We start from the raw sequence: 24228 nt of genomic DNA, 5'->3' as shown, positions 1-24228 counted from the left end.
CCGGAGATCTGTCGGTGCCGTCGTCTATATAGGAGGGATGACCGAAAGGCCATCTCACGAGGAGTTCCTCCGGCAGGCCGACCCGATGCGCCGGGAGTTGCTCGCCCACTGTTACCGCATGATGGGCTCGGTGCACGACGCCGAGGACCTGGTGCAGGAGACCTACCTGCGGGCCTGGCGCCACTATGAGGGGTTCGAGGGGCGTTCGTCCCTGCGCACGTGGCTCTACCGCATCGCCACCACGCAGTGCCTGACCGCGCTCGACAGCCGGGGGCGCCGGCCGCTGCCGACCGGGCTGGGCGCGCCGGCGTCGGAGCCGACCGCGCCGCTGGTGGAGCGGCACGAGGTGCCGTGGCTGGAGCCGGTCCCCGACGGGATGGTGGGCGCGGGCGGCGACGACCCGGCCGCCATCGTGACCGCCCGCGAGAGCATCCGGCTCGCGCTCGTCGCGGCCCTGCAGCACCTGCCGCCGCGCCAGCGGGCGGTGCTGGTCCTGCGCGACGTGCTCAAGTGGCGGGCCGCCGAGGTGGCCGAGGTGCTCGACACCACGACCACGGCCGTCAACAGCGTGCTGCAGCGCGCCCGCGCCCAGTTGGAGCAGGTCGCGCCGAGCCTCGACGACCGGCCGCGGCCGCTCACTCCTGAGCAGCGCGAGCAGCTCGACCGCTACGTCGAGGCGTTCGAGTCCTACGACGTCAGGGCGATCGTCGAGCTGTTCACCAAGGACGCGGTCTTCGAGATGCCCCCCTACGACGGGTGGTACCAGGGCGCGGAAGACATCGCCCGGCTCGTGCAAGCGCAGTGCCCCGCAGAGGCGCCTGAGGATCTGCGGCTGGTTCCGGCACGGGCCAACGGGCAGGAGGCGTTCGCCCTCTATCTGCGCGAGGGCGACGCCTATCGGGAGTTCGCGGTGCAGGTGCTCGACTTCGACGGGCCGCAGGTCAGCCATGTCGCGATGTTCTTCGAGCCGGGCATGTTCGCACGGTTCGGGCTGCCGGCCTCGATGCCGGCCAGGGCTTCCGGATCAAAGTAGAACAAGTTACAGTCGCGACCAGAGTAACGTTCTGGAGGCGAATGTGCGCACCCCCGTCATCGTCGAGGCCGTCCGCACCCCGATCGGCAAGCGCGGCGGCCGGTTGGCCGGGCTGAAACCGCAGCAGGTGCTCGCCACCGCGCTCAACGGCCTGATCGGACGGGCCGGGATCGACGCCGCGCTGGTGGACCAGGTGTTCGCGGGGTGCGTGACCCAGGCGGGCGAGCAGGGCGGCCACGTCGGCAGGCACGCCTGGCTCTACGCCGGTCTCCCCTATCAGACGGGCGTGACCACCGTCGACGCCCAGTGCGGCTCCTCCCAGCAGGCGGTGCACCTCGCGGCGGCGATGATCGCGGCCGGGGCAATGGACGTCGGCGTGGGCTGCGGCGTCGAGGTGATGAGCCGGGCTCCACTCGGCAGCAACGTGCTGCCCGCCGACCCGCGGCCCGACGACTGGACCATCGACCTGCCCGACCAGTTCACCGCCGCCGAGCGGATCGCCAGGCGGCGAGGGCTCACCCGCGAGCGGCTCGACTGGTTCGGCGCCCGGTCACAGCAGCGGGCCGCCAAGGCGTGGTCCGACGGACGGTTCGAGCGGGAGATCGTCCCGGTCGGCGACGTCACCAGGGACGAGGGCCTGCGCGAGACCACGGTCGAAGGGCTGGCCCGGCTCAAGCCGGTGCTGGGCGAGGCCGGGCTGCACACCGCCGGCACCTCCTCGCAGATCTCCGACGGCGCCGCCGCCGTGCTGCTGATGAGCAGGGAGGCCGCCGCGCGCCACGGGCTGCGCCCCCGGGCGCGGATCCTGGCCCAGACGCTCGTCGGCGCGGAGCCGTACTATCACCTGGACGGGCCCGTGGACGCGACCGCGAAGGCGCTGGCGGCGGCCGGGATGAGCGTCGGCGACATCGACCTGTTCGAGGTCAACGAGGCGTTCGCGTCGGTGGCGCTGTCCTGGGCCCACGTGCACGAGCCCGACCTCGACCGGGTCAACGTCAACGGCGGCGCGATCGCGCTCGGCCACCCGGTCGGGGCGACGGGGGCGCGGCTGATCACCACGGCGCTGCACGAGCTCGAGCGGTCCGACCGCTCGACGGCGCTGGTGACCATGTGCGCGGGCGGCGCGCTGGCCACGGCCACGATCATCGAGCGCGTCGCGTGACCCGCTCCAGGACCGCACGCCGTGCGTACGCCGAGCAGCGCCCGCTGGACCTCGGCTTCGGGGTGTGGAGCGTGCCCGTGCCGATCCCCGGCAACCCGCTCGGCTATACGCTCGTGTACGCGATCGAGTCCCCGCGCGGGCCGGTGCTGGTGGACGCTGGATGGAACCACCCGGAGGCGTGGGCGGCCCTGCGTGACGGGCTCGCGGTGGCGGGGATCGACGTGGCGGCGGTGCACGGGGTGGTCGTCACCCACTTCCACCCCGACCACGCCGGGCTGGCCGGGCAGGTGCGGGAGGCTTCGGGCGCCTGGATCGCCATGCACGAGGCGGACGCGGCCCTCGTCGACATGATGAACGGCGTCGCCCCGGACGTCCGCGGCGCCTTCCAGACCGACATGCTGCGCCGGGCCGGGGCGCCCTCGGAGGACGTGCCCGACGTGATGCCCTCCGACGGCAGGCAGCGGCCACCCGCGCCGGCCGATCGGCGGCTGCGCGACGGCGACCTGGTCGACCTGCCGGGCAGGAAGCTGCGGGTGGTGCACACACCCGGCCACACTCCGGGCCACGTCTGCCTGCACCTGGAGGACGCCGACCACCTCTTCACCGGCGACCACGTCCTTCCCGGCATCACCCCGCACATCGGGATATATCCCTTCGACCGGGACGACATCGACCCGCTGGGCGACTTCCTGGAGTCCCTGGACAAGGTCGGCACGCTGGGAGACCTGGGCGCTCTGCCCGCGCATGAGTGGACTTTTCCGGATGTGGCCGCGCGAGCCGCTGAGATCCGTCTCCATCACGAGGAGAAGCTCGACCGGCTCCACGCCCTGCTGGCCGAACGCGCGGAGCCGCTGACCATCTGGGAGACCGCCGCGGAGATGACCTGGAACCGGCCCTGGTCCGAGCTGCCGCCGATGCTGCGCGGCATGGCGGCCGGCGAGGCCGCCGCCCACCTGCGCGCCCTGGAGGTCCGCGGGGCGCTCCGCCGCCTCCCGGGAGGCGATCCGGTACGTTTCCAAGCCCTGGAGTCCTGGACACCCGGGGCCCGGGGAGAGAACGGCGGCGGTCACCGGCGCGACCTCCCCTGACCGTCCCCGTCCGGGCCGGTCAGCCGGCCGCTCAGCCGGGAGGCCGCCGGTGAACGCCGCCGTCCGCCTCAGGACGCGTACGGCTCGGAATGGGCCGCCGACAGGCCGATGTCGCTCTCCGGAGCGTCGGGGCCGGGACGGCGGCGCTCCTCCCAGTCCACGACCTCGGCCTTCGCCGGGGCGGTGATGATCAAGTGCTCGCCCCAGCCGGAGTAGCGGGTGTCGATGGTGCGGTAGGCGCCCGACCTGGCCCGCTCGGTGGTCGAGAGCCGCACGGGCAGGCCGCGGGCGTCGGTCCAGAGCCGCCAGGAGACGGCGGTCTTGGCGTAGGCGCCGCGGGGGGCGCCGTCGAAGAGCCCGCCGTAGTAGCCCTTGGCGGCCGCGTACAGCTGGGCGTAGGTGATCGTGCCCTGGTAGAGGTGGCCGCCGGAGACCGCCTTGGCGCGCTTGCCCTTGAGCGCGGTCTTGAGCACGGCCGGGTCGAACACGTTGATCGTCTGCTTGCTGGCCACGGCGAGCGCCAGGTTGGGGTGGCTGTCGTCCTGCCTCGTCCGGACCCAGAGCTTGTCCTTGGGCAGGAACTCGGCGACGGCCTCGCCGGTGGTGTAGACGGACGTGCCCACGGCGGCCCGCTGGCCAGGCTTGCTGCCCTGACCGTCGCCGCTTCGGGAGTCGGAGGCGTCCTCGACGTCCGCCCACGAGGCGACCGGCCCGGTCGGGGCGAGCTGGATGCCGCTGTGGTAGCGCGTCCGGATGGACGCCTGGCTGGTCACGGTCCGCGACACCTCGGCGACGCGCACGCCGCGCTCGGGCCGCAGCTGCGCCTTGACGGCCTGCGCCGGGTCGGGTGCCGCCTGGGCCGCGGCGGGGGCGGCGAGCAGGGTTGCGGCCAGCGCGACGGCCGCGGGAAGGATCCAACGCCTCATGATTCTGCAGTCCTAGGGAGGGGGATGCTGAGGAGATCATCTTTCCAGAACCGGGACCGGGTTCGCTCACGCATGGGCGAAGTCGGGTAGGACGCCAGTGTGGCTGACAAACTCAACCAATACAGGAGCAAACGCAACGCCAGCCGTACCCCCGAACCCGTCCCCGAGGAGCCCCCGGAGCCGCGCGGCGGGGCTTCCTTCGTCATCCAGGAGCACCACGCCCGATCCCTGCACTGGGACCTGCGCCTGGAACGCGACGGCGTCCTGGTCTCCTGGGCCATCCCCCGGGGCCTGCCGGCCGACCCCGCCACCAACCACCTGGCCGTGCACACCGAGGACCATCCGATGGAGTACCTCACCTTCCACGGCGAGATCCCCCAGGGCGAGTACGGCGGCGGCGCCATGACGATCTGGGACCAGGGCACGTACGAGACCGAGAAGTGGTCGGAGCGCGAGGTCAAGATCGTGCTGCACGGCTCACGCGCCGAGGGCCGGTTCGTACTGTTCCGGACGAACGGCAAGAACTGGATGATCCACCGCATGGACCCCCCGTCCCGTGACCCGCTGCCGGACGTCACGCCCATGCTCCCCGTCCGCCGCTCGCGCCCGCCGCGCGACGCCGCCGCCTACGCGTACGAGTTCGCCTGGGGCGGACGCCGCCTGCTGGTCCCGATCGAGGGCGGCCGCACCGCCGCCGCCCGCGAGCACCCGTGGCTGCGGGCGCTCGCGGAGTCGTTCGGCAGCCGCACCGCCCTCCTGGACGGCGAGCTCACCACCCTCTCGGGCGCCGAGCTGCTGGTCTTCTACGACCTGCTGTACGACGACGGCCGGACGCTGCTGGACGAGCCGTACGAGGTCCGCCGGGCGGCCCTGGAAGCGCTGGACCTGTCCGCCCCCCGCTGGCAGACCTCCCCCTCCTGGCCCGGCGACGCCCGGCCGGTCCTTACGGCGGCACGCGAGCAGGGCCTGCCCGGCGTGGTCGCCAAACGCCTCGACTCCCCCTACGAGCCGGGCGAGTCGGCGGCCTGGCTGTTCATCCCGTCCTGACGCCGGACCAGGACGGCGAGGGCGAGCGCCACCAGCAGCGCGCTCACCCACAGCGGCGAGCGGAACCCGTAGCCGGCGCCGATGGCGAGACCGCCCAGCCAGGGGCCGAGCGCCGCGCCGACGTTGAACGCCGCCGTGGCGAACGCGCCGCCCAGCGTCGGCGCGCCCGAGGCGGCGTAGAGGACTTGGGAGATCAGCGTCGAGCCGACGGCGAACGCGAGCGTCCCCTGGACGAGGACGAGCACGACCGTCGCCACCGGGCTCCCGGCGGTCAGCGCGAACACCACCCACCCGGCGAGCAGCGCCGCCCCGCCCAGGACCAGCAGCCGCGCGGGCCGTACGTCGGCGACCCGGCCGGCGACGGTGACGCCGGCGAACGAACCGAGGCCGAAGAGCGCCAGCACGGCGGGCACCCACGCCGTGCCCATCCCCGCCACGTCGGTGACGATCGGCGCGAGGTAGGTGTAGGCGCAGAAGGTCGCCCCGTTCACCAGCGCGCCGAGCAGCAGCGTCACCAGCAGGCGCCGGTCGCGCAGCGCCCCGAGCTCCGGTCGCGCCCCACCCTCACGGGAGACGACGGCCGGAGAGGCGGGCACCGACCTGAGTATCGCGGCGAACGCGGGCGCCGACACCAGGGCGACCGCCCAGAACGCCGACCGCCACCCCCACACCTGGCCGAGCAGCGCCCCCGCGGGCACTCCGACGACGCAGGCGGCGGTGACCCCGCCGAGCAGGACGGCGGTGGCGCGTCCCTTGGCGTCCGGCGCGACCAGGCCGGTGGCCGCCGACAGCGCCACGGCCAGGAACCCGGCGTTGGCGAGCGCCCCGACGACCCGCGTCAGCAGCAGGACGTCGAAGCTCGTGGTGACCGCGCCGAGGACGTGCACGAGCAGGAAGACCGCCAGGAACGCCAGCAGCGCGCGCCGCCGGGGCCAGCGCAGGCTCAGGATCGCCATCAGCGGCGCGCCGACGATCATCCCGACGGCGAACGCCGAGGTGAGTCGACCGGCTTCCGGGATGGTCACGCCCAGGTCCTGGGCGACGCCCGGCACCAGGCCGGACAGCATGAACTCGGACGTGCCCATGGCGAACACGGCCAGCCCGAGCAGGTAGACGAAGAAAGGCATGAAGAGGCTCCGCACCCAGAGAGGGATCGACAGGAAAGCGGGGCCGGTGATCCGGTGGTCTCTTTACGCCACCGGACGACCGGTGGCTACCGTCTTGACGCCTCTGGGCTGGACACGTCCGGCAACCTAACAACGGGCGTCCTGCGATGCCAACCGAATATCCGCGTGACCCACGTGCCTGCCGGACGCGCCGGCCGGGAGCGGGTCCCGGCCGGCGCTCCGTGGTCAGCGGAGGTGGCGGGCGAAGAACCGCAGCGTGCTGTCCAGCTCGAACGCCGGAATCTCCGCGTGCTTGCCGGGGTTGGCGTGCAGCGTCTTCTCGGCCGAGCCCAGGGCGTCGAACAGGGCCAGGCCCTGGGCCCTGGGCACCCGCTCGTCGTCCCACTGCACCAGGAACTCCACCGGGACGGTGATCCGCCTGGCGTCCTCGGCCGCTGACAGCGCCCCGCCCAACCCGAGGACCGCCGCCCGGACCCGGGGCTCGGCGGCGACGAACGGGACGCCGAGGCCGCAGCCCAGCGACACACCCCAGTAGCCCACCGGGCCGGCGCCGACGTGGTCGAGCTTCTGGACCGCGTCCAGGACCGCCCGCCACTCCCGGACGGTCTGGCGGGCCACGAGGGCCTGGAAGGAGGCGATCAGCGGAGCCAGTTCCTCTCCGGCGTCCGCGCGGGCCTGGTTCTCGGTCGCGATCCGGTCGTACTCCTCGTCCTTCGGCCGGTCCCCATGGCCGGGCACATCGACCGCCACCACCGCGTAACCGCACTCGGCCACGAAGCGGCCCGCACGGAACACGATGCCGGGAGCCTTCTTGTGCTGGCCGCCGCCGTGGCCCATCAGGACGAGAGGACGGGGACCGGTGGCGTCTTCCGGCGTCCACAGCACGCCGGGGATCTCACCGAGGGTGAAGAGCTGTTCGGAGACGCCGTCGGACGACGTCTCGGAGGTGAAGCGCATAGCGTTTCGGGCCTTTCAGGATGCCTTCTCCGGGCACTCCCTGGACCATGCGAGGGAGGGAGCCCCGACCTGTCACAGCGTTGATCGGTCTCACCTCCTCAGCTCGCAGCGGCGCATGCCGCCGCCGAACCTACCACGGAGGGCTTCCCCGTTCGAGCGCGCCGACCGACCATTCCACCGGCCTGCCCGGCGTGGTCGCCAAACGCCTCGACTCCCCTAAGCCGATCCCGATGGTTTCGCCGAAGCTCCCGGCACGATGGTCATCGACGAGATCCAACGGGCGCCCGAGTCGCTGCTCGCCATCAAGGCTCAGGTCGACGCCGACCAACGCCCTGGCCGCTACCTGCTGACCGGCTCCTCCCGCCTTCAGACGGACCGGCTCTCCACCATGCGTCCGGCGTCTCACGTACGGACTATGCCGCTCGCCTGATACGAGGAGGTTTCCCCGAAAGCGTGGCCCGGTCGAGCGGGAGAAGAAGTCAACGGTTCTTCGAATCGTATGTGAGCAGCCTGATCTCTCGAGACGTCCGTCAGCTCTCGGAGATCCAGCGTATGCCTGAGGCGCGCAACCTGCTGAAGGTGATCGCAGCACGCTCGGGCCAGCTTCTGAAGGCCAACGCCTTGAGCCTGGGCAACCGCGTCGTCGGCATGCCCAAGGTGGCCTTCGTGGACTCAGGCGTCGCGGCGAATCTCCTCGGCACGGACACGCGCGGGCTGGTCCGCCCCGGCAGCATGTTCGGACCCTTGCTCGAAGGATTCGTGCTCATGGAGATCGCACGCCAGCTGACCTGGGCCGAAGAGAGCGTGGATCTGTTCCCCTATCGGACCAAGGACCAGGTCGAGGTCGACGCGGTTGTCGAAAACCGGCAGGGACGCGTGGGGGGATCGGATGCGGGCGATGCCGGTGAGCGCGTTGTGGGAGGTTGGCTGAGTGCATATATCCGAAATATCCGCGGATCGGCCGGGCCTGATCGATCTGCAAAGAGCCGCCTACCGCATCGAGGCGGAGATCATCGGCGATGACCGCATCCCGCCGCTGCACGAGACATCGGAGGAATTGCGGGCCCAGCCGCTCATCTGGCTGGGCGCGTTCGACGACGACGGCACGCTGCTCGGGGCCGTGGCCTGGCAGGAGACCGCCGAGGAGGTGGACCTCGACCGGCTCATGGTGGACCCAGGCGCGCACCGCCGAGGCGTCGGGCTGGCGCTGGTGAAGGAGGTCATGGCCAGGGCCGGCGAGCGCGGGGTCGTGGTCTCCACCGGGCGGGACAACACGCCTGCCAGGACGCTGTACGAGCGACTCGGGTTCACACTGACCGGCGAGGCCGAGCCGGTGCCGGGGCTGTGGGTGGTGCACTACTCCTCGTGAAGCAGGCCCTCGGCGCGCAGTTCGGACCAGAGCGCGCCGGGGACGGGCTGCTCCACCGACGCGGCGTTGGTCTTGACCTCGCCGGGCGAGCGCGCGCCGAGGACGATCGCCGCCGTCGCCGGGTGCAGCAGCGGGAAGGCCATCGCGGCCCGCGGGAGCGTCACCCCGTGGGCCGCGCAGACCGAGGCGATCCGCCGGGCCCGGTCCAGCAGCTCCGGCGGGGCGGGCGCGTAGTCGAAGGTGCCCGACGGGTCGGGGGTCGCGAGGATGCCGCTGTTGAAGACCCCTGCCGCCAGCACCCGGACGCCCCGTGCGGCGCAGGCGTCCAGGAGCGGCAGGCCCGACTGGTCGAGCAGGGTGTAGCGGCCGGCGAGCATGACCACGTCGATGTCCGTTTCCCGGACGAATCTCGACGGCGCCCGCCACTGGTTCATGCCGACCCCGATGGCCTGGACGACCCCCTGCGCACGCAGGTCGGCCAGTGCCGGGTACGCCTCCGAGAGCGCCTGTTCGACGTGGTCGTCCGGGTCGTGGATGAGCGCGAGGTCGACGCCCGGCAGCCCGAGCCGCTCCAGCGACTCCTCCAGCGAGCGGAGCACGCCGTCGCGGGAGAAGTCCCACACCCGCTCGACGTCACCCGGCACGTCGAAGCCCTGGGAGTCACGGCCGCCGCGGGACGAGGGCACCAGCAGCCGGCCGACCTTGGTCGAGAGCACGTACCCGGACCTGTCGCGGAGCGCCGCGCCCAGGCGGCGTTCCGACAGGCCGAGCCCGTAGTGCGGCGCGGTGTCGAACAGGCGCACCCCGCTCTCCCAGGCCGCGTCGACGGTGGCGCGGGCCTGCTCGTCGCCGACCGCCGAGAACAGGTTGCCGATGGGCGCCGTCCCCAGCCCGACGCGGGGCAGGGCGATCATGCCGGCTCCCCGACCGGCTCGGCGTGCCCGCGGTCGCCGGCCGTCTTCATCGGGGGCCGCGCGGCGGGAGCCTGAGTCCCTGCATGCCGCCGTCGACGGCCAGGACCGTGCCGGTGGTCGCGCCGGACTCGGGGCCGGCCAGGTAGGCGATCGCCGCGGCGACCTCCCCGGCGCTGACCAGGCGGCCCATCGGCTGCCTGGCCTCCAGCGCGGCCCGCTCGGCCGCGGGGTCGTCGGCGGCGTCGAGCAGCCGGGTGACCCAGGGGGTGTCGGCGGTGCCCGGGTTGACGCAGTTGACCCGGATGCCCTCGTGCAGGTGGTCGGCGGCCATGGCCAGCGTGAGCGACTGCACCGCGCCCTTGGTGGCGCTGTAGAGGGCGCGCCGCGGCAGGCCGGCGGTGGCCGCGACCGAGCAGGTGTTGACGATCGAGGCCTGCTCCGACCTGCGCAGGTACGGCAGCGCGGCGCGGGTGACGCGGACCAGGCCGAGCACGTTCACCTCGAACACCCGGCGCCACTCCGCGTCCGGGTTGTCCTCGATCGTGCCCTGCGCTCCGATGCCGGCGTTGTTGACCAGCACGTCGACGCCGCCGAGCCGCTCGGCCGCCTCGGCGACGGCCCGGCGCACCTCGGCGTCGTCGGTGATGTCCGCCCTGATGCCGATCAGCGGCTCGCCCGGCGGGTTCAGGTCGAGGCAGGCGACCCGCATGCCGCGCTCGGCGAGCAGGGTGGCCGTGGCCAGGCCGATGCCGGAGCCGCCGCCGGTCACGATGGCGCTGAGGTTCACGCGTTCCTCCAGACGTCTCCGCCGGGGTAGGTGTGGGCGGCGATCGACTCGGCGCGCATCTCCGAGCTGAACCCGGGGGCCGACGGAACGAGGTAGCGGCCGTTCTCGATCACCACCGGGTCGGTGAAGTGCTCGTGCAGGTGGTCCACGTACTCGATCACCCGGTTCTCCATGGTCCCGGTGACCGCCACGTAGTCGAACATCGACAGGTGCCGCACCAGCTCGCAGAGCCCCACGCCGCCGGCGTGCGGGCACACCGGCACCCCGAACCGGGCCGCGAGCAGCAGGATCGCGAGGTTCTCGTTGACCCCGCCGACCCGGGTGGCGTCGATCTGGAGGTACGAGATCGCGCCGGCCTGGAGCAGCTGCTTGAACACGACGCGGTTCTGCACGTGCTCGCCGGTCGCGACCGGGACGGGCCTGATGCCCTCGGCGATGGCGGCGTGGCCGAGCACGTCGTCCGGACTGGTCGGCTCCTCCACCCAGTGCGGCGCGAACGGCTTGAGCGCGGTCACCCATGCGATGGCCTCGGCGACGTCCCAGCGCTGGTTGGCGTCGACGGCGATCGGGTAATCGGGCCCGCACACCTCCCGGGCCACGGCGAGGCGGCGCAGGTCGTCGGCGAGGTCGGCGCCGACCTTGAGCTTGATCTGGCCGAAGCCCTGGTCGAGCGCCTCCCGGCAGAGGCGGCGCAGCTTGTCGTCGTCGTAGCCGAGCCAGCCGGGGGAGGTGGTGTAGGCGGGGTAGCCGACCTTTTCGAGGTGTTCGATGCGCTCCCGCTTCCCCTTTTCCCCATTTTTCAGGATCTGAAGGGCTTCGTCCGGCGTCATGGCATCGCTCAGGTACCGGAAGTCGACCAGGCCGATGATCTCCTCCGGCGACATCTCCGCCAGCAGCAGCCAGAGCGGCCTGCCCGCCCGCCTGGCCTTGAGATCCCACAGGGCGTTGACCACGGCCGAGATCGCCATGTGCATGACGCCCTTCTCCGGCCCCAGCCAGCGCAGCTGCGAGTCCTGGACCAGCTCCTTGTAGAGCGCGCCCAGGTCCTCGGCGTCGCGGCCGACCACGTACGGCTCCAGCGCGGCGATCGCGCCGGTCTGCACGTCGTTGCCGCGCCCGATGGTGAACGCGAACCCGTGCCCGGCGTGCCCGTCGTCGGTCCTGAGCACCACGTACGCGGCCGAGTAGTCGGGGTCGGGGTTCATCGCGTCGGAACCGTCCAGCTCCCGCGAGGTCGGGAAACGCACGTCGTACGTCTCCATCCCGACGATCCGGTACGGGCCCGAGCCCCGCGCGGTCGTCATCCCTCGCCCACCGGCCGATCCCGGGCGGCGGGTCGTCCTGCTCGAAGCCGCTTCACTCCGCGTCCCTCGCTCACCTCGGACGTCCGGCCTTTCGCATGCTGAAGGCGATTTCGGGCGCGTGTCAAGAGCCCTCACCGCGCGGGTGAGAGCAGGGCCGCAGGTTTGCCGCCCGGCTCGCCGGTCATCTTGACGGTCGTACAGGCACGTAATAGAACACGTTTCAGTGGGCTTCGTCAGCGACTGCTCGATCAAGAGGGTGAGCCGGGTGCACATCGACCTCGTCGACCAGGACCTCTACGCCGCCACCGGGCCTCCGCACGAGCAGTTCGCCTGGCTCAGGCAGCATGATCCGGTGCACCGGCACGAGGGCGAGCCCGGGTTCTGGGCCGTCACCCGCTACGAGGACGTGGTGCACGTCTCGCGCCACTCCGAGCTGTTCTCGTCGGCGCGGAAGCTGGCCCTGTTCAACGAGATGCCCGAGGAGCAGCGGGCGCTGCAACGCCTGATGATGCTCAACCAGGACCCGCCCGAGCACACCCGCCGCCGCTCCCTGGTCAACCGGGGCTTCACCCCCCGCGCCATCGGGGCGCTCGAACAGCACATCCGCGACATCTGCGATGACCTGCTGGACCAGCTCGGCACCGAGGCCGACTTCGTCACCGAGGTCGCCGCTCCCCTTCCGCTCTACGTGATCTGCGAGCTGCTCGGCGCCCCCGTCGAGGACCGTGACAAGATCTTCAACTGGTCCAACCGCATGATCGGCGCCCAGGACCCCGACTACGCCGCCTCCCCCGAGGAAGGCAGCGCCGCCGCCGCCGAGGTGTACGCCTACGCCAACGAGCTGGCGGCCAAGCGCCGCGCCAACCCGCGCGAGGACATCGTCACCAAGCTCCTGCAGACGGACGAGAACGGCGAGACACTGTCGGAGGACGAGTTCGACCTCTTCGTCCTCCTGCTGGTGGTGGCCGGCAACGAGACCACCCGCAACGCGGCCTCCGGCGGCATGCTCGCCCTGTTCGAGCATCCCGACCAGTGGGACCGCCTAGTCGCCGACCCCTCGCTGGCCGCCACGGCCGCCGACGAGATCGTCCGCTGGGTCTCCCCCGTCAACCTCTTCCGCCGCACCTCCACCCGCGACCAGGTCCTCGGCGGCCAGGCCATCAAGGAGGACGACAAGGTCGTCGTCTTCTACGGCTCCGCCAACCGCGACCCCTCGGTCTTCCCCGACCCCGAGGTCTTCGACATCGGCCGCGACCCCAACCCGCAGATCGGCTTCGGCGGCGGCGGCGCCCACTTCTGCCTCGGCAACCACCTGGCCAAGCTGGAGCTCCGGATCCTGTTCGAGCAGCTCGCCCGCCGCCACCCCCGCCTCCGCCAGACCGGCCCGGCCCGCCGCCTGCGCTCCAACTTCATCAACGGCATCAAGGAACTCCCGGTCGCCATGACCTGACGAGCCCCGCCCGTCGCCGCCGGCTGACGGGTGCTACCCGTACGACCTGCGGCGGTGGGAAGTGCGGGGGCGGCGGGTGGCGCGGATGCGGGCGAGGAGCCGCACCATGCCCTCGGGGCCCGGCTGCCACCCGCGCTCGATCAGGGCGTTCGCCACGATCTCCAGGAGGTCGGCGGCCCGGCCGGGGATGACGTCGGGGCCCGCGACGATGACGCGCCAGCCGTGGCGGCGCAGCTCCTCGCGGCGTCGTTCGTCGTCGTGGCGGTCGGCGGGGGTGGTGTGATGCTCGCGGCCGTCGTACTCGACCGCGACCTGGTACGCCTCCCACCCGAGGTCCAGGCGGACGTGGCGGCCTCCGGGGAGAGCGACGCGGAGCTGCGTCGCGGGTCTGGGCAGCCCGCAGCCGGCCAGCATCACCCTCAGCCAGCTCTCCCGCGGTGACGCGGCCCGTCGGTCGGCGAGGCCCAGCACGGTCCTGGCGCGGCCGGAAAGGGTGCGGTGCCACAGCGGGTCGAGGTCGAGGCCCCGGCGGAGGAACTGGTCCAGCACCACCACGGCCTCCGCCCTGGGCAGCCAGTGGGCGCAGTCGAAGGCCGTGCGGTCGGGGGTGGTGACGCGGATCCCGTCCCGGTAAGTGACGTCCCCGGCGGGCAGCAGCCCTGTGTGGACGACCCAACCGGGAATCTCCAGCCCTTCCGGAGCGATCAGCTCCAGCACCCGGCCCGCCCCGGGCCGGTGCAGAAGCTCCACGCCCCAGACCCGCGCCGCCGCCGCCCGGCACACCACCGCCTGAGGCAGCGCCCGCGTGACCCGCCGCGCCCGGACCAGGAAGACGGTCCTCTCCCGCCGCCGCCGGCGCTTCAGCACCTGTGTGCGGCTGTCCCACACGTCGTCATCGAACGGATGAGGGGCGTCCTTCGACGCCGGCCCGGTGACCAAGCCGGAGGCGGGCCCGAGCTGGGTCCCGGGAACGAACGGGGACCCGGAGACTGATGCGGGTGCGGGACCTACCGGAACGGACCCGGGGATGGAGGCGGTCATGGGTCGAGCTTGAGGGAGACGGCCTGCGCAGGCGGCAGCCGAACGGGGTTCTGTGGATGACCGGGCACTGGTCGGCAAGTACCGTGAGTTTCCCCTGGGGATGACCGACGCCTCCGTCATGGCGGCAGCCGACATGGCGATGGACGGCGTATCGGCCGGGGCGAGGCGGGAGCGCTGTCAGCCGCCTTGTCGGCGGGTCAGGGGTGCAGGGAGAGGCCCTTGAGGGTTTTGTCGACGGCGTTCCTGGGGCCGTACACCGCGAGGCCGACGAGTTGGAGGTCGGGCGCCGCCACCGCGCGTACGGCGGCGCGGTTGTCGGCGTCGTGGCCCGTCTTGAACATCTCCTCGATGTAGACCGCCACCCGGAGCCCTCGGGCCAGGGCCCTGTCGTGGACGGCGGTCAGGGAGGCGGCCGTGTAGACGAGCACCGGCTGGCGGAACATCGGCAGGTAGGCGTTCCCGGACCCGTCCTCGTACGGCTCGCCGATCGTCTCCGGCATGCCGCCGGCGACGGCGCTGGCGAGGAAGGCGGTGACGTTCAGTTTCTGCCAGACGGCCAGGTCCTCACGGACCACGATGCCGATCTTCGTGTCGAAACGCATGGCGTCCAGGGTGCCGCCGCCGTCACTGCCCGGTCTTGAACGCTGGTGCGGCCCGGCTCGTAGGATCGGGGGGTGGCACGCGACTGGTCCCGCTACTGGAGGTCCGCCGACCGGCCGATCGAGGCCATGCACGCCCACTTCGCGCGCCACGTCTACCACCGGCACAGTCATGAGACGTACTCGTTCGGCATGACCGAGGACGGCGCGCAGTCGTTCACCTGCCGGGGGGCGGCGCACACGAGCATCCCGGGCATGGTCATGGCCTTCAATCCCGACGACCCGCACGACGGCCGGGCCGCCGACGCGCTCGGGTTCACCTATCGGATCGTGCATCTGGGCCCCGGCCTGGTGTCGGAGGTGCTCGGCGACCTGGCGGGCCGGCCGACGGGGCTGCCGCTGTTCGCCGAGCCGGTGGTGTACGACCCGGCGCTCGCCGCCGCGCTGCGGGCGCTGCACGCGGCCCTGCTCGGCGGGGCGCCGGCGCTGCGCCGCGAGGAGTTGCTCGCCGCCACGGTGGGGGCGATGGTACGGCGGGCGGCCACGAGGCCGGTCGCCGCGACGGCCGCCTCCAGCGGGGTGGCGGCGCGGGCCGGGGCGCTGCTGCGTGAGCGTTTCCTGGACGACCTGTCCATCGACGACCTGGCCCGGGAGGCCGGCACCAGCAGGTTCGCCGTCTACCGGGCGTTCCGGGCGGCCTATGGGATGGCGCCCAGCGACTACCAACGCCTGCTCAGGCTCAGGGAGGCGCGCCGGCTGATCGCGGGCGGGACCCCGATCGGCGAGGTGGCGGCACTCACCGGGTTCGCCGACCAGAGCCATCTGACGCGCTGGTTCGGCCGCTGCTTCGGGCTCACGCCTGCCGCCTACCGCGCCGCCGCGGCCTGACCCGGGACGCGGTCAGGGCCAGGAGGACTCCTGGTCGGGGTCGCCGCCGTCGGTCAGCAGGCGCAGGTCCGACTCGACCATCATGGCCACCAGCTCGTCGAACGACACCTTCGGCTCCCAGCCGAGCTGCACTCTGGCCTTCTTCGGGTCCGCGCACAGCAGGTCGACCTCGGCCGGCCGGTGCAGCGACTGGTCGGTGACCACGTACCGCTCCCAGTCGAGCCCCGCCGCCGCGAACGCGGCCTCGGCCAGCTCCCTGACGGACTTCATCCGCCCGGTGCCGATCACGTAGTCCTCCGGCCTGGCGGCCTGGAGCATGAGGTGCATGGCCCGCACGTAGTCGCCGGCGAACCCCCAGTCGCGCCGCGCCTCCAGGTTGCCCAGCCGCAGCTCGTCGGCGAGGCCGAGCTTGATGCGGGCCACGCCGAGCGAGACCTTGCGGGTGACGAACTCGGCGCCGCGGCGGGGCGACTCGTGGTTGAACAAGATGCCGGAGACCGCGAACATCCCGTACGACTCGCGGTAGTTCTGCGTGAGGAAGTGCCCGTACGCCTTGGCGACCCCGTAGGGGGAACGCGGGTGGAAGCCGGTGCTCTCGTTCTGCGGCGTCTCGCTGACCTGGCCGAACATCTCCGAGGACGAGGCCTGGTAGAACCGGATCTGCCCGCCGGAGGGGCGCCCGCCGCGCGACACGCCGGAGCACACCCGGATGGCCTCCAGCACGCGCAGCACGCCCATCCCGGTGACCTCGGCCGTCAGCTCCGCCTGCTCCCATGACATCGGCACGAACGAGATCGCGCCGAGGTTGTAGACCTCGTCCGGCTGAACGCGTTCCACCGCGGAGATCAGCGAGCCCTGGTCCAGCAGGTCGCCCCGGACGAGACGGACGTCGGCGAGGAGTTTGCGGATGCGCGACACGCGCGGGTTGGCCTGGCCTCGGGCCAGCCCCCACACCTCGTAGCCCTGATCGAGCAGGTGCTCCGCCAAATAGGAACCGTCCTGGCCGGTGATGCCGGTGATCAGAGCGCGCCTGGCCAAGGGTCCTCCAACTCTCGCCTACCCGGGGATACTATCTAGAACACGTTCCACCGAACAACGCTCGGTCGGGGCGATGCCGCAGTTCGCACGGGCTGTCCATGCGACTGTGAACCATTCCAGATGACTTACCGAATGGTAGCCTTCTCGGACTAAGGTCATCTTTCACGGTACACGCCCGTGTTCCGGGCCTACCGGCGGAGAAAGGGGTGTCCGTGAGCACGGACTCGCTGCGGATCGCGCTGCTGTCCTACCGCAGCAAGCCCACCTGCGGCGGCCAGGGCGTCTATCTTCGCCACCTGAGCCGCGAGCTGGTCGCACTCGGCCACCACGTCGAGGTGTTCTCCGGCCAGCCGTACCCGGAGCTGGACGAGGGCGTCGTCCTGCGCGAGGTGCCCAGCCTCGACCTCTACCGCGACGAGGACCCGTTCCGCACCCCCGGGCTCTCCGAGTACCGCGACTGGATCGACCTCCTGGAGGTCGGCACCATGTGGACCGCGGGCTTCCCCGAGCCGCTGACCTTCACCCTGCGCGCCTACCGCGAGCTGAAGAAGCGCGTCGGCGACTTCGACGTGGTGCAGGACAACCAGACCCTCGGCTACGGCCTGCTCGGCATCCAGAAGCTGTTCCCGGTGGTCGGCACCATCCACCACCCGATCAGCGTGGACCGGCGCATCGAGCTGGAGGCCGCCAAGGGGGTCAAGAAGCTGACCATGCGCCGGTGGTACGGGTTCGTGAAGATGCAGGCCAAGGTCGCGCCCCGGCTCAACCCCATCCTGACCGTCAGCGAGTCGTCGCTGGCCGACATCCACCGCGACTTCAACGTGCCGCAGGCCAACATGCGCCTGATCCCGCTCGGCGTCGACACCCGCTACTTCCACCCGCGGCCGGACAAGCCACGCCGCAAGGGCTCGATCGTGGCCGTGGCCAGCGCCGACTCCCCGATGAAGGGCGTCGCCACGCTGCTGCGGGCCGTCGCCAAGCTGGCCACCGAGCGGGACGTCAACCTCACCGTGGTGAGCAAGCCGACTCCGGGCGGGCCCACCGAGCGGCTCGTCCAGGAGCTGTCGCTGCGGGACCGGGTCCGGTTCGTCCACGGCATCTCGGACGACGAGCTGGGCGAGCTGATCGCCACCTCGGAGATCTCCGTCGTCCCGTCGCTGTACGAGGGGTTCTCGCTGCCCGCCGTCGAGCACATGGCCTGCGGCAGGCCGCTGGTGGCCAGCCGTACGGGAGCGCTGCCGGAGGTGGTGGGCGACGCCGCCGTCCAGGTCGCGCCGGGCGACGCCGAGGAGCTGGCCGCGGTGCTGCTCCGGCTGCACGATTCCCCCGAGGAGCGTGAGCGGGTGGGCCGGGCCGGATACGACCGGGTCATGGAGCGCTACACCTGGCACGTGGTGGCCAAGAAGACCGTCGAGGCCTACCGGGAGGCCATCGCGGCCCGCCGGCCCTCCTGACGACCTGTCCCGACCGCCCGTTCACCGACCCCCCGTTTCCGACCGCCCGTTCCGACGACAAGGAGATCGTTCTCGTGCTGACCGTCGACTTCGACCGGCTGCCCGTGGGCCGCGGGGTGCGTGTGCTCGACCTGGGGTGCGGCGGTGGCCGGCACGCCTTCGAGGTGCTGCGCCGCGGTGCCGACGTGGTCGCCTTCGACATGGACCAGGCCGAGCTCGACAGCGTGGCGTCCATGTTCGCGGCGATGGACAAGGCGGGCGAGGTGCCGGACGGGGCCGCCGGCGAGACCGTCCAGGGCACGGCGCTCGACATGCCGTTCGAGGACGCGAGCTTCGACCGGGTGATCGCGGCCGAGGTGCTGGAGCACATCCCGGACGACATGGCGGCGATGCGGGAGATCTTCCGGGTGCTCAGGCCGGGTGGCACGGCCGCGATCACGGTGCCGAGCTTCCTGCCCGAGCGGATCTGCTGGGCGCTGGACGAGGACTACCACACCGCCCCCGGCGGGCACGTGCGGATCTACACGCTGGCCGAGCTGTCGGCCAAGCTCAAGTCCACCGGGTTCGTCATCGGCCCGCACCACCACGCCCACGGCCTGCACGCGCCGTACTGGTGGATCAAGTGCGCCGTCGGCGTCAACAACGACGACCACCCGCTCGCGAAGGCGTACCACGAGCTGCTCGTGTGGGACATCATGAAGCGCCCGCCTGCGACCCGGATCGCCGAGGCGCTGCTGAACCCGATCATCGGCAAGAGCGTCGTGCTCTACGTGCGAAAGCCCGAGGCGTGATCTCGCGCGAGCAGGTCGCGCAGACCGCCGGGAGCATCGTGGCCATCCAGCAGGACGACGGCGGCGTGCCCTGGCCGGAGGGGCACGTCGACGCGTGGAACCACGTCGAGTGCCTGATGGCCATGGCCGTCGCCGGGCTGCGCGAGCCGGTCGGGCGGGGCTACGCCTGGCTGGCCGCCCACCAGCGCGAGGACGGCTCCTGGCCGATGAAGGTGACCGGCGGGGTCGCGGTGGAGCGGGGCGGCGAGTCCAACCACGCCGCCTACATCGCGGTCGGGCTCTGGCACCACTGGCTGGTGACGGGCGACCGGGCGCTCGCCGAGGAACACTGGCCGATGGCCAAGGCGGCGCTCGACTACGTGGTGGGGCTGCAGACCGAGCGCGGTGAGATCGTCTGGGAGCGGGACGCGCACGGCCGGGCGGCCACGTACGCGCTGCTCACCGGCTGCGCCTCCATCCATCAGGGGCTGCGCTGCGGGGTGCTGCTCGCCGACGGGCTGGGCGACCCGCAGCCGCACTGGGAGCTGGCCGCCGACCGGCTGGCGCACGTGCTGGCCGCGCATCCCGAGGCGTTCGCCGACAAGAGCCGCTACTCCATGGACTGGTACTACCCCGTGCTCGGCGGCGCGGTGCGCGGCCCGGCCGCGGTCGAGCTGCTGGAGCGGGAGTGGGGCACGTTCGTGGTTCCCGGGCTGGGCATCCGCTGCGTGTCGGACCAGCCGTGGGTGACGGGCGCGGAGACGTGCGAGCTGGCGCTGGCCCTGGACGCGCTCGGCGACCGCGAGCGCGCGAGCGCGCTCTTCGCCGACATGCAGCACCTGCGGCACGAGGACGGCTCGTACTGGACGGGCTGGCAGTTCGCCAACCGCAAGCACTTCCCGTACGAGCGGTCCGGCTACACGGCCGCCGCGGTGGTCCTCGCGGCGGACGCCCTGCTGGGGTTCACCGGCGGGTGCGGGATCTTCCGCGACGTGGCCGCGCCGTCCGGCCTCACCGGCCGTCCCGAACTGTGCGGCTGTACGCCCGCGCGAGCGTGACGCGCAAGCGGCTTTGCCGCTTCTTTGCGGGCGAGGCCCGTGCGGCTCCGTGAAAGCGCCCAATGCGGTTACTAGCTTCGGGAGCGACCGTACGAGGCGTCTTCGGGGGAAGCGTGGGCGACACGGGCACAACATCGTTCTTGGAGCACGTCGGAACCGAGCTGGTGATGCGCCCGGCCCGAGGATGGCGGCGGCTGCTGTGGAAGGATCCGAGCGAATCGGACCTGAGCAGGCGGAGGTTCCGGCTCACGCGGCCGGCGTCCCGGGCCGTCGTCGAACGCGCGGAAGGGGCGTACCTCTCCGGGTTCAACGCGGTCGTCTCGCGGCAGGCCGAGCGGATCGAGGACCTCCCGCACGACCTGCGGGCCTTCGCCTACGAGGGGGCGGGAGCCGCGTGCGCGGTGCTCGACCTGATCACCCTGGCCCGGGGCCGGCGCCTGCGCGAGCTGCTGGCCGGCCCTGCCGCGCGCCACGCGTTCGCCGTGCATCTGGGCGCGGGCCGCGGCTACGCCACGCTGCGCCTGCGCCCGGTGCGGGCCGCCGGGCGGACGCACCCGCTGCTGCGATGGCTGGCGCTGGACGGGTTCGGCTTCCAGTGGAGCATGGCGCGGGCCGACCGGATGGTGGGCGAGCGGGCCATGCCCGGCGTGCTGTCGCGGGCCCAGTGCGCGCTGTTCGACCAGGGGCTGGGCCGGCTGCTCTGGTATCACGACTGCGCCTCGCCGGACGACGTGGCGGCCAGGGTCGCCGCCTACCCGGTGGCGCGGCGGGCGGCGCTGTGGAGCGGCGTGGGCTTCGCCGCCGCCTACACGGGCGGGGCCGAGGCCGACGAGCTGTGGTGGCTGACCGAGCACGCGGGCGCCGACGGCTTCCGCGCCCATCTGGCGCAGGGCTGCGCGTTCGCCGTGGCGGCCAGGGCGCAGGCGGGGCCGCTGCCGGACCACGTGGCGCAGGCGGCGCCGATCCTGGCGGGCGGCACGGCCGAGGAGGCCGCCGGCTGGACGGACCGGGCGCTGCCGGCGCTGGGCCCGGAGCCGTACGGCGACGGGGAGTTCCTGGCCTGGCAGGCGCACACCCGCCGGCTCTGGACGCGGCGCCACCAGCCGACCTGACACCACACCGCCGCACCAGGCCGCGCCGCAGCCGGGGAGCCGGTCGCGTCAGAGCCCGTCGCAGGGCTCAGATGCCGTCGCCGACGCGTCGCAGGACGCGCAGCGAGCCCGTCACGCTCACCTCGGCGAACGCGCCGGAGTCCAGGGCCCGCAGGTAGACCCGGTAGGGGGCCTGCCCGCCGTCGGCGGGGTCGGGGTAGACGTCGTGGAACACCAGCGCCCCTCCGGGCATGACGTGCGGCGCCCAGCCCTCGTAGTCGCGGGTCACCGGCTCCTCGGAGTGTCCGCCGTCGATGAAGAGCATGCCCAGCGGCGTCGCCCACAGCCTCGCCACCCGGTCGGACTGCCCGACGATCGCGATCACCTCGTCCTCCAGCCCGGCGGCGGCGATCGTGGCGCGGAAGGTCGGCAGCGAGTCCATCTTGCCGAAGCGGTGGTCGACCAGCGTCGGGTCGTGGTGGGCCCAGCCGGGCTGGATCTCCTCGGAGCCGCGGTGGTGGTCGACGGTGACGACCACGGAGCCGGTCTCGCGGGCGGCGGCGCCGAGGTAGATCGCGGACTTGCCGCAGTAGGTGCCGATCTCGCAGATGGGGCCGCGCGGCCCGTACTCCCGAGCCGCCTCGTACAGGGCGAGGCCCTCCTGCGGGGGCATGAAGCCCTTGGCGTGCGCAGCCGCGTAGAGCAGCTCGGGAGGCATCGTCATGCCCAGCACCCTAACGGCACCGAACAATATTCGGGCCTCCTCTTGCCCGGCATAATGCAACCTGTTCTACTTGGCAGCGTGAACCAGCGCACTCGCATCGCCATGTCGGAGGACGAGGTCGCCACGCTGCTGGAAGAGGGACGGAAGCTCCAGCTGGCCACCATCAACCCCGACGGCACACCGCACCTCGTGACCATGTTCTACGGCCTCGACCAGGGCCGGATCACCTTCTGGACGTACGCCAAGTCACAGAAGGCCCGCAACCTGTCACGCGATCCGCGGGTGAGCTGCCTGGTCGAGCAGGGCGACGAGTACAGCGAGCTGCGCGGGGTGCTGGTGTACGGGCGCGTCACGCCGCTCGGCGGCCAGGAGGACGTGCTGGACGTCGGCATGAAGGTCGCGCGCCGGATGACGCCCGGCGTCGCGGACGACCAGTTGCGCCCCTACGTCGAGCACACCGGGCGCAAGCGGCTCGCATACGTGGTCGAACCTGACAGAGTGGTCTCATGGGATCACCGGAGAATCACGTGAAAGTCAGCGTCGACGAGCTGGTGTGCGAGGCCAACGCCGTGTGCATGGGCCTGGCTCCCGAGGTCTTCGAACTCGACGACGACGACCAGCTCCACATCCTGCTCCCCGAACCGCCCCCCGAGATGCTGGACCGCGTCCGCCACGCGGTGCGGTCCTGCCCCAAAGCCGCCCTCTCCCTTGAGGATTAGCCGGAGGAGGAACCCATGCGCGCCGCGCTCCTGCACGCCGTAGGCGACGACAAGCTGGACATCCGCGACGACGTCACGCTGGCCCCCGTCGGGCCGGGCGACGTCCGCGTACGGATCAAGGCGACGGGTGTCTGCCACTCGGACCTGTCGGCCATGACCGGCGTGCTGCCGCAACCCGTGCCGCTGATCCCCGGCCACGAGGGCGCGGGCGAGGTGGTGGAGGTCGGCGAGCACGTCGGCTCGGTCAAACCGGGCGACCACGTCGTGATCAGCTGGCGTCCCGCCTGCCAGGAATGCGACCTGTGCCTGGGCGGCCAGCCGTTCCTGTGCATGAAGTACATCATCGAGTCGTTCACCAAGGGCAACTTCCGCTTCGGCGCCGGCACCACCGCCTTCGGCATGGCCGGCTGCGGCACCTGGGCCGAGGAGATCGTGGTGCCGTCCGTGGGCGTCGTGCGCATCGACCCGGAGGTGCCGTGGGAGGCGGCGGCCCTGATCGGCTGCGGCATCACCACCGGCGTGGGCGCCGCGATCAACACCGCCAGGGTGCGCCCCGGCTCCACGGTCGCGGTGATCGGCTGCGGCGGCGTCGGCCTTTCCGTGATCCAGGGAGCGCGCATCTCGGGCGCCCGCACGATCCTCGCCGTCGACCCGCTGGAGTCCAAGCACGCCCTGGCCAAGAAGGTCGGCGCCACCCACGCGGTATCCCCGGACGAGGTCCCCGCGGCGCTCGCCGAGCTCACCGGCGGCAGCGGCTTCGACTACGGCTTCGAGGTCGTCGGCAAGTCGGCCACCATCCAGTCGGCCTGGCAGCTCACCCGCGCGGGCGGCGACGTGATCGTGGTCGGCGCGGGCGCGGCCGACGACATGGTCTCGATCTCCGCGTTCAGCCTGCTCTTCGAGGGCAAGAAGCTGCTGTCGAGCCTGTACGGGGAGGCGGACGTCCGCCATGACTTCCCGTACTTCGCCAAGCTCTACAAGGCCGGCCGGCTCGACCTGGAGTCGCTGATCAGCTCCCGGATCAAGCTGGCCGACCTCAACGACGCGGTGACCGCGCTCAAGAGCGGCGAGGTGCTGCGCCAGATCGTGGTGATGGACTAGGCGCTTCCCGCGCTCCCACCGGTGCCCCCGCCGGTGCCCCCGCCGTGCGCCCAGAGGTCGCGCAGCAGCGCGACCTCTGCGCCGTGGTGGATGACCTCCCGGTTGATGTGCAGCACCAGCGTGGCCATCGGCCGGTCGGCGTACGGCCCCTCGGCGGGTCCGCACGGCCGCGCCAGCCCTTCCGCGTCGAGCGACAGGACCCCCTTCGACCAGCGCGCGTACCCCTCGTCGAGCTGCTCCAGCGCCCCCGCCGCCGTCGCCGCGTACCGGTGGGTCCGGTAGTCGGACGGCGGGCCGCCGAAGTGGCTGTGCGCACGGGCGCCGAAGACGCCGACGACGAGGTGCGCCAGCCGCCAGGCGATCGTGGTCACCGGCTCGGGTTCCGGAGGCGGGTAGGCCCAGTCGATGGGGTCATCGGCGCCCGGGTGGATCGTCCACGCCCCGGGCGCCGGCTCCCACAGGTACTCCTCGTCGGTGAGCCCGTCGAGGCGGGGCCGGAGCTGGTTGGTCCAGTGCCAGTCGAGCTGATCGTGCAGTTCGCGGGTCCAGTCCATCCGCACATTCAACCCAGCCGCGGGGCG

The 24228-nt window shown here is 72.2% G+C and carries 27 protein-coding genes; 16 read left to right on the top strand and 11 right to left on the bottom strand.

Annotated elements, in window-relative coordinates; genetic code table 11:
- Nucleotides 1-37: 37 nt before the first annotated feature.
- The 3 genes from ACQEUU_RS31995 to ACQEUU_RS31985 are packed head-to-tail and all read left to right on the top strand — an operon-like array spanning nt 38 to nt 3283.
- Nucleotides 38-1033 (top strand): sigma-70 family RNA polymerase sigma factor, encoded by a 996-nt coding sequence (locus ACQEUU_RS31995; protein ID WP_433072821.1) that lies wholly within the window; start codon nt 38-40, stop codon nt 1031-1033.
- Between the two features lie 43 nt (nt 1034-1076).
- Complete coding sequence (locus ACQEUU_RS31990; protein ID WP_433072819.1) at nt 1077-2195, top strand: steroid 3-ketoacyl-CoA thiolase; 1119 nt, start codon at nt 1077-1079, stop codon at nt 2193-2195.
- Nucleotides 2192-3283: an MBL fold metallo-hydrolase gene (locus ACQEUU_RS31985; RefSeq protein ID WP_433072817.1), complete on the top strand. Its 1092-nt coding sequence runs from the start codon at nt 2192-2194 to the stop codon at nt 3281-3283. The genes ACQEUU_RS31990 and ACQEUU_RS31985 overlap by 4 nt, the downstream gene beginning before the upstream one ends.
- Nucleotides 3284-3351: 68 nt before the next feature.
- On the opposite strand, the gene ACQEUU_RS31980 is transcribed toward ACQEUU_RS31985, so the two are convergent.
- Complete coding sequence (locus ACQEUU_RS31980; protein WP_433072815.1) at nt 3352-4209, bottom strand: hypothetical protein; 858 nt, start codon at nt 4207-4209, stop codon at nt 3352-3354.
- Between the two features lie 99 nt (nt 4210-4308).
- On the opposite strand from ACQEUU_RS31980, the gene ACQEUU_RS31975 reads away from it, so the two are divergent.
- On the top strand, nt 4309-5256 hold the full coding sequence (locus ACQEUU_RS31975) for a DNA polymerase ligase N-terminal domain-containing protein (protein WP_433072813.1): 948 nt from the start codon (nt 4309-4311) through the stop codon (nt 5254-5256).
- Here ACQEUU_RS31975 and ACQEUU_RS31970 read toward each other — a convergent pair.
- Both ACQEUU_RS31970 and ACQEUU_RS31965 read right to left on the bottom strand, forming a co-directional pair.
- Nucleotides 5211-6383, bottom strand: a complete 1173-nt coding sequence (locus ACQEUU_RS31970; protein WP_433072811.1) for a Cmx/CmrA family chloramphenicol efflux MFS transporter — start codon at nt 6381-6383, stop codon at nt 5211-5213. The genes ACQEUU_RS31975 and ACQEUU_RS31970 overlap by 46 nt on opposite strands.
- A 225-nt stretch (nt 6384-6608) precedes the next feature.
- Entirely contained in the window at nt 6609-7340 is a 732-nt protein-coding gene (locus ACQEUU_RS31965; protein ID WP_433072809.1) for a dienelactone hydrolase family protein, read from the bottom strand.
- A 256-nt stretch (nt 7341-7596) separates the two neighbouring features.
- On the opposite strand from ACQEUU_RS31965, the gene ACQEUU_RS31960 reads away from it, so the two are divergent.
- The 3 genes from ACQEUU_RS31960 to ACQEUU_RS31950 all read left to right on the top strand — a co-directional run bounded on the left by ACQEUU_RS31960 (nt 7597) and on the right by ACQEUU_RS31950 (nt 8709).
- Nucleotides 7597-7770 carry an AAA family ATPase gene (locus ACQEUU_RS31960; RefSeq protein WP_433072807.1) on the top strand — a complete coding sequence of 58 codons (174 nt, stop codon included), beginning with the start codon at nt 7597-7599 and terminating at the stop codon, nt 7768-7770.
- A 71-nt stretch (nt 7771-7841) separates the two neighbouring features.
- Complete coding sequence (locus ACQEUU_RS31955; RefSeq protein ID WP_433072805.1) at nt 7842-8363, top strand: DUF4143 domain-containing protein; 522 nt, start codon at nt 7842-7844, stop codon at nt 8361-8363.
- The gene (locus ACQEUU_RS31950) at nt 8272-8709 is read left to right on the top strand and encodes a GNAT family N-acetyltransferase (protein ID WP_433072803.1); all 438 of its coding nucleotides are present in this window, start codon (nt 8272-8274) and stop codon (nt 8707-8709) included. The genes ACQEUU_RS31955 and ACQEUU_RS31950 overlap by 92 nt, the downstream gene beginning before the upstream one ends.
- On the opposite strand, the gene ACQEUU_RS31945 is transcribed toward ACQEUU_RS31950, so the two are convergent.
- Genes ACQEUU_RS31945 through ACQEUU_RS31935 form a run of 3 tightly spaced genes read right to left on the bottom strand, consistent with a single transcriptional unit; the run spans nt 8697 to nt 11714 of the window.
- A complete protein-coding gene (locus ACQEUU_RS31945) occupies nt 8697-9623 on the bottom strand; it encodes an aldo/keto reductase (protein ID WP_433072801.1) in 927 nt (308 codons plus the stop codon). The two genes, ACQEUU_RS31950 and ACQEUU_RS31945, sit on opposite strands and share 13 nt — an antisense overlap.
- A gap of 46 nt (nt 9624-9669) precedes the next feature.
- Nucleotides 9670-10410, bottom strand: coding sequence for an SDR family NAD(P)-dependent oxidoreductase (locus tag ACQEUU_RS31940; protein ID WP_433072800.1), 741 nt, complete (start codon nt 10408-10410; stop codon nt 9670-9672).
- A complete protein-coding gene (locus ACQEUU_RS31935; RefSeq protein WP_433072799.1) occupies nt 10407-11714 on the bottom strand; it encodes an L-fuconate dehydratase in 1308 nt (435 codons plus the stop codon). Before ACQEUU_RS31935 ends, ACQEUU_RS31940 begins: the two co-directional genes overlap by 4 nt.
- Nucleotides 11715-11937: 223 nt before the next feature.
- On the opposite strand from ACQEUU_RS31935, the gene ACQEUU_RS31930 reads away from it, so the two are divergent.
- Nucleotides 11938-13164, top strand: a complete 1227-nt coding sequence (locus ACQEUU_RS31930) for a cytochrome P450 (RefSeq protein ID WP_433072798.1) — start codon at nt 11938-11940, stop codon at nt 13162-13164.
- Nucleotides 13165-13197: 33 nt separating this feature from the next.
- Here the strand turns inward: ACQEUU_RS31930 and ACQEUU_RS31925 are convergent, their stop codons facing one another.
- Entirely contained in the window at nt 13198-14052 is an 855-nt protein-coding gene (locus tag ACQEUU_RS31925; protein WP_433072797.1) for a hypothetical protein, read from the bottom strand.
- A 350-nt stretch (nt 14053-14402) separates the two neighbouring features.
- Nucleotides 14403-14807 carry a DUF2000 family protein gene (locus ACQEUU_RS31920; RefSeq protein ID WP_433072796.1) on the bottom strand — a complete coding sequence of 135 codons (405 nt, stop codon included), beginning with the start codon at nt 14805-14807 and terminating at the stop codon, nt 14403-14405.
- A 72-nt stretch (nt 14808-14879) separates the two neighbouring features.
- Here ACQEUU_RS31920 and ACQEUU_RS31915 point away from each other — a divergent pair, with 72 nt between their 5' ends.
- The gene (locus ACQEUU_RS31915) at nt 14880-15692 is read left to right on the top strand and encodes an AraC family transcriptional regulator (RefSeq protein WP_433072795.1); all 813 of its coding nucleotides are present in this window, start codon (nt 14880-14882) and stop codon (nt 15690-15692) included.
- A gap of 12 nt (nt 15693-15704) precedes the next feature.
- Here ACQEUU_RS31915 and ACQEUU_RS31910 read toward each other — a convergent pair whose 3' ends face one another.
- Nucleotides 15705-16730 (bottom strand): GDP-mannose 4,6-dehydratase, encoded by a 1026-nt coding sequence (locus ACQEUU_RS31910; protein ID WP_433072794.1) that lies wholly within the window; start codon nt 16728-16730, stop codon nt 15705-15707.
- A 212-nt stretch (nt 16731-16942) separates the two neighbouring features.
- Here ACQEUU_RS31910 and ACQEUU_RS31905 point away from each other — a divergent pair, with 212 nt between their 5' ends.
- The 4 genes from ACQEUU_RS31905 to ACQEUU_RS31890 all read left to right on the top strand — a co-directional run bounded on the left by ACQEUU_RS31905 (nt 16943) and on the right by ACQEUU_RS31890 (nt 21124).
- Complete coding sequence (locus ACQEUU_RS31905) at nt 16943-18184, top strand: glycosyltransferase family 4 protein (RefSeq protein WP_433072793.1); 1242 nt, start codon at nt 16943-16945, stop codon at nt 18182-18184.
- 74 nt (nt 18185-18258) lie between these two features.
- Entirely contained in the window at nt 18259-18975 is a 717-nt protein-coding gene (locus ACQEUU_RS31900) for a class I SAM-dependent methyltransferase (protein WP_433072792.1), read from the top strand.
- Complete coding sequence (locus ACQEUU_RS31895) at nt 18972-20012, top strand: prenyltransferase (RefSeq protein ID WP_433072791.1); 1041 nt, start codon at nt 18972-18974, stop codon at nt 20010-20012. The genes ACQEUU_RS31900 and ACQEUU_RS31895 overlap by 4 nt, the downstream gene beginning before the upstream one ends.
- A 140-nt stretch (nt 20013-20152) precedes the next feature.
- Nucleotides 20153-21124, top strand: coding sequence for a DUF1702 family protein (locus tag ACQEUU_RS31890; protein ID WP_433072790.1), 972 nt, complete (start codon nt 20153-20155; stop codon nt 21122-21124).
- Nucleotides 21125-21191: 67 nt separating this feature from the next.
- On the opposite strand, the gene ACQEUU_RS31885 is transcribed toward ACQEUU_RS31890, so the two are convergent.
- Nucleotides 21192-21821, bottom strand: coding sequence for a class I SAM-dependent methyltransferase (locus ACQEUU_RS31885; protein ID WP_433074447.1), 630 nt, complete (start codon nt 21819-21821; stop codon nt 21192-21194).
- 84 nt (nt 21822-21905) lie between these two features.
- Between ACQEUU_RS31885 and ACQEUU_RS31880 the strand changes: the two genes are divergently transcribed.
- The 3 genes from ACQEUU_RS31880 to ACQEUU_RS31870 are packed head-to-tail and all read left to right on the top strand — an operon-like array spanning nt 21906 to nt 23647.
- Nucleotides 21906-22358, top strand: coding sequence for a pyridoxamine 5'-phosphate oxidase family protein (locus ACQEUU_RS31880; protein ID WP_433072789.1), 453 nt, complete (start codon nt 21906-21908; stop codon nt 22356-22358).
- Nucleotides 22355-22546 carry a ferredoxin gene (locus tag ACQEUU_RS31875; RefSeq protein ID WP_148029381.1) on the top strand — a complete coding sequence of 64 codons (192 nt, stop codon included), beginning with the start codon at nt 22355-22357 and terminating at the stop codon, nt 22544-22546. The genes ACQEUU_RS31880 and ACQEUU_RS31875 overlap by 4 nt, the downstream gene beginning before the upstream one ends.
- A 15-nt stretch (nt 22547-22561) precedes the next feature.
- Entirely contained in the window at nt 22562-23647 is a 1086-nt protein-coding gene (locus ACQEUU_RS31870) for a Zn-dependent alcohol dehydrogenase (RefSeq protein ID WP_433072788.1), read from the top strand.
- Here the strand turns inward: ACQEUU_RS31870 and ACQEUU_RS31865 are convergent.
- Nucleotides 23644-24201, bottom strand: a complete 558-nt coding sequence (locus tag ACQEUU_RS31865; RefSeq protein ID WP_433072787.1) for a DinB family protein — start codon at nt 24199-24201, stop codon at nt 23644-23646. The two genes, ACQEUU_RS31870 and ACQEUU_RS31865, sit on opposite strands and share 4 nt — an antisense overlap.
- Between the last annotated feature and the right edge of the window lie 27 nt (nt 24202-24228).

This window comes from Nonomuraea sp. CA-218870 (assembly GCF_050936535.1).
In the GTDB taxonomy this organism is placed as follows: Bacteria; Actinomycetota; Actinomycetes; order Streptosporangiales; family Streptosporangiaceae; genus Nonomuraea; species Nonomuraea corallina.
This window is presented reverse-complemented; position numbering and strand designations above follow the sequence as displayed.

Excerpts from the sequence above, each read along its gene's own strand:
- ACQEUU_RS31995 (WP_433072821.1), top strand. The coding sequence starts at position 38 with ATGACCGAAAGGCCATCTCACGAGGAGTTCCTCCGGCAGGCCGACCCG.
- ACQEUU_RS31980 (WP_433072815.1), bottom strand. The coding sequence starts at position 4,209 with ATGAGGCGTTGGATCCTTCCCGCGGCCGTCGCGCTGGCCGCAACCCTG.
- ACQEUU_RS31970 (WP_433072811.1), bottom strand. The coding sequence starts at position 6,383 with ATGCCTTTCTTCGTCTACCTGCTCGGGCTGGCCGTGTTCGCCATGGGC.
- ACQEUU_RS31965 (WP_433072809.1), bottom strand. The coding sequence starts at position 7,340 with ATGCGCTTCACCTCCGAGACGTCGTCCGACGGCGTCTCCGAACAGCTC.
- ACQEUU_RS31960 (WP_433072807.1), top strand. The coding sequence starts at position 7,597 with ATGGTCATCGACGAGATCCAACGGGCGCCCGAGTCGCTGCTCGCCATC.
- ACQEUU_RS31945 (WP_433072801.1), bottom strand. The coding sequence starts at position 9,623 with ATGATCGCCCTGCCCCGCGTCGGGCTGGGGACGGCGCCCATCGGCAAC.
- ACQEUU_RS31935 (WP_433072799.1), bottom strand. The coding sequence starts at position 11,714 with ATGACGACCGCGCGGGGCTCGGGCCCGTACCGGATCGTCGGGATGGAG.
- ACQEUU_RS31920 (WP_433072796.1), bottom strand. The coding sequence starts at position 14,807 with ATGCGTTTCGACACGAAGATCGGCATCGTGGTCCGTGAGGACCTGGCC.
- ACQEUU_RS31885 (WP_433074447.1), bottom strand. The coding sequence starts at position 21,821 with ATGCCTCCCGAGCTGCTCTACGCGGCTGCGCACGCCAAGGGCTTCATG.
- ACQEUU_RS31870 (WP_433072788.1), top strand. The coding sequence starts at position 22,562 with ATGCGCGCCGCGCTCCTGCACGCCGTAGGCGACGACAAGCTGGACATC.
- ACQEUU_RS31865 (WP_433072787.1), bottom strand. The coding sequence starts at position 24,201 with ATGGACTGGACCCGCGAACTGCACGATCAGCTCGACTGGCACTGGACC.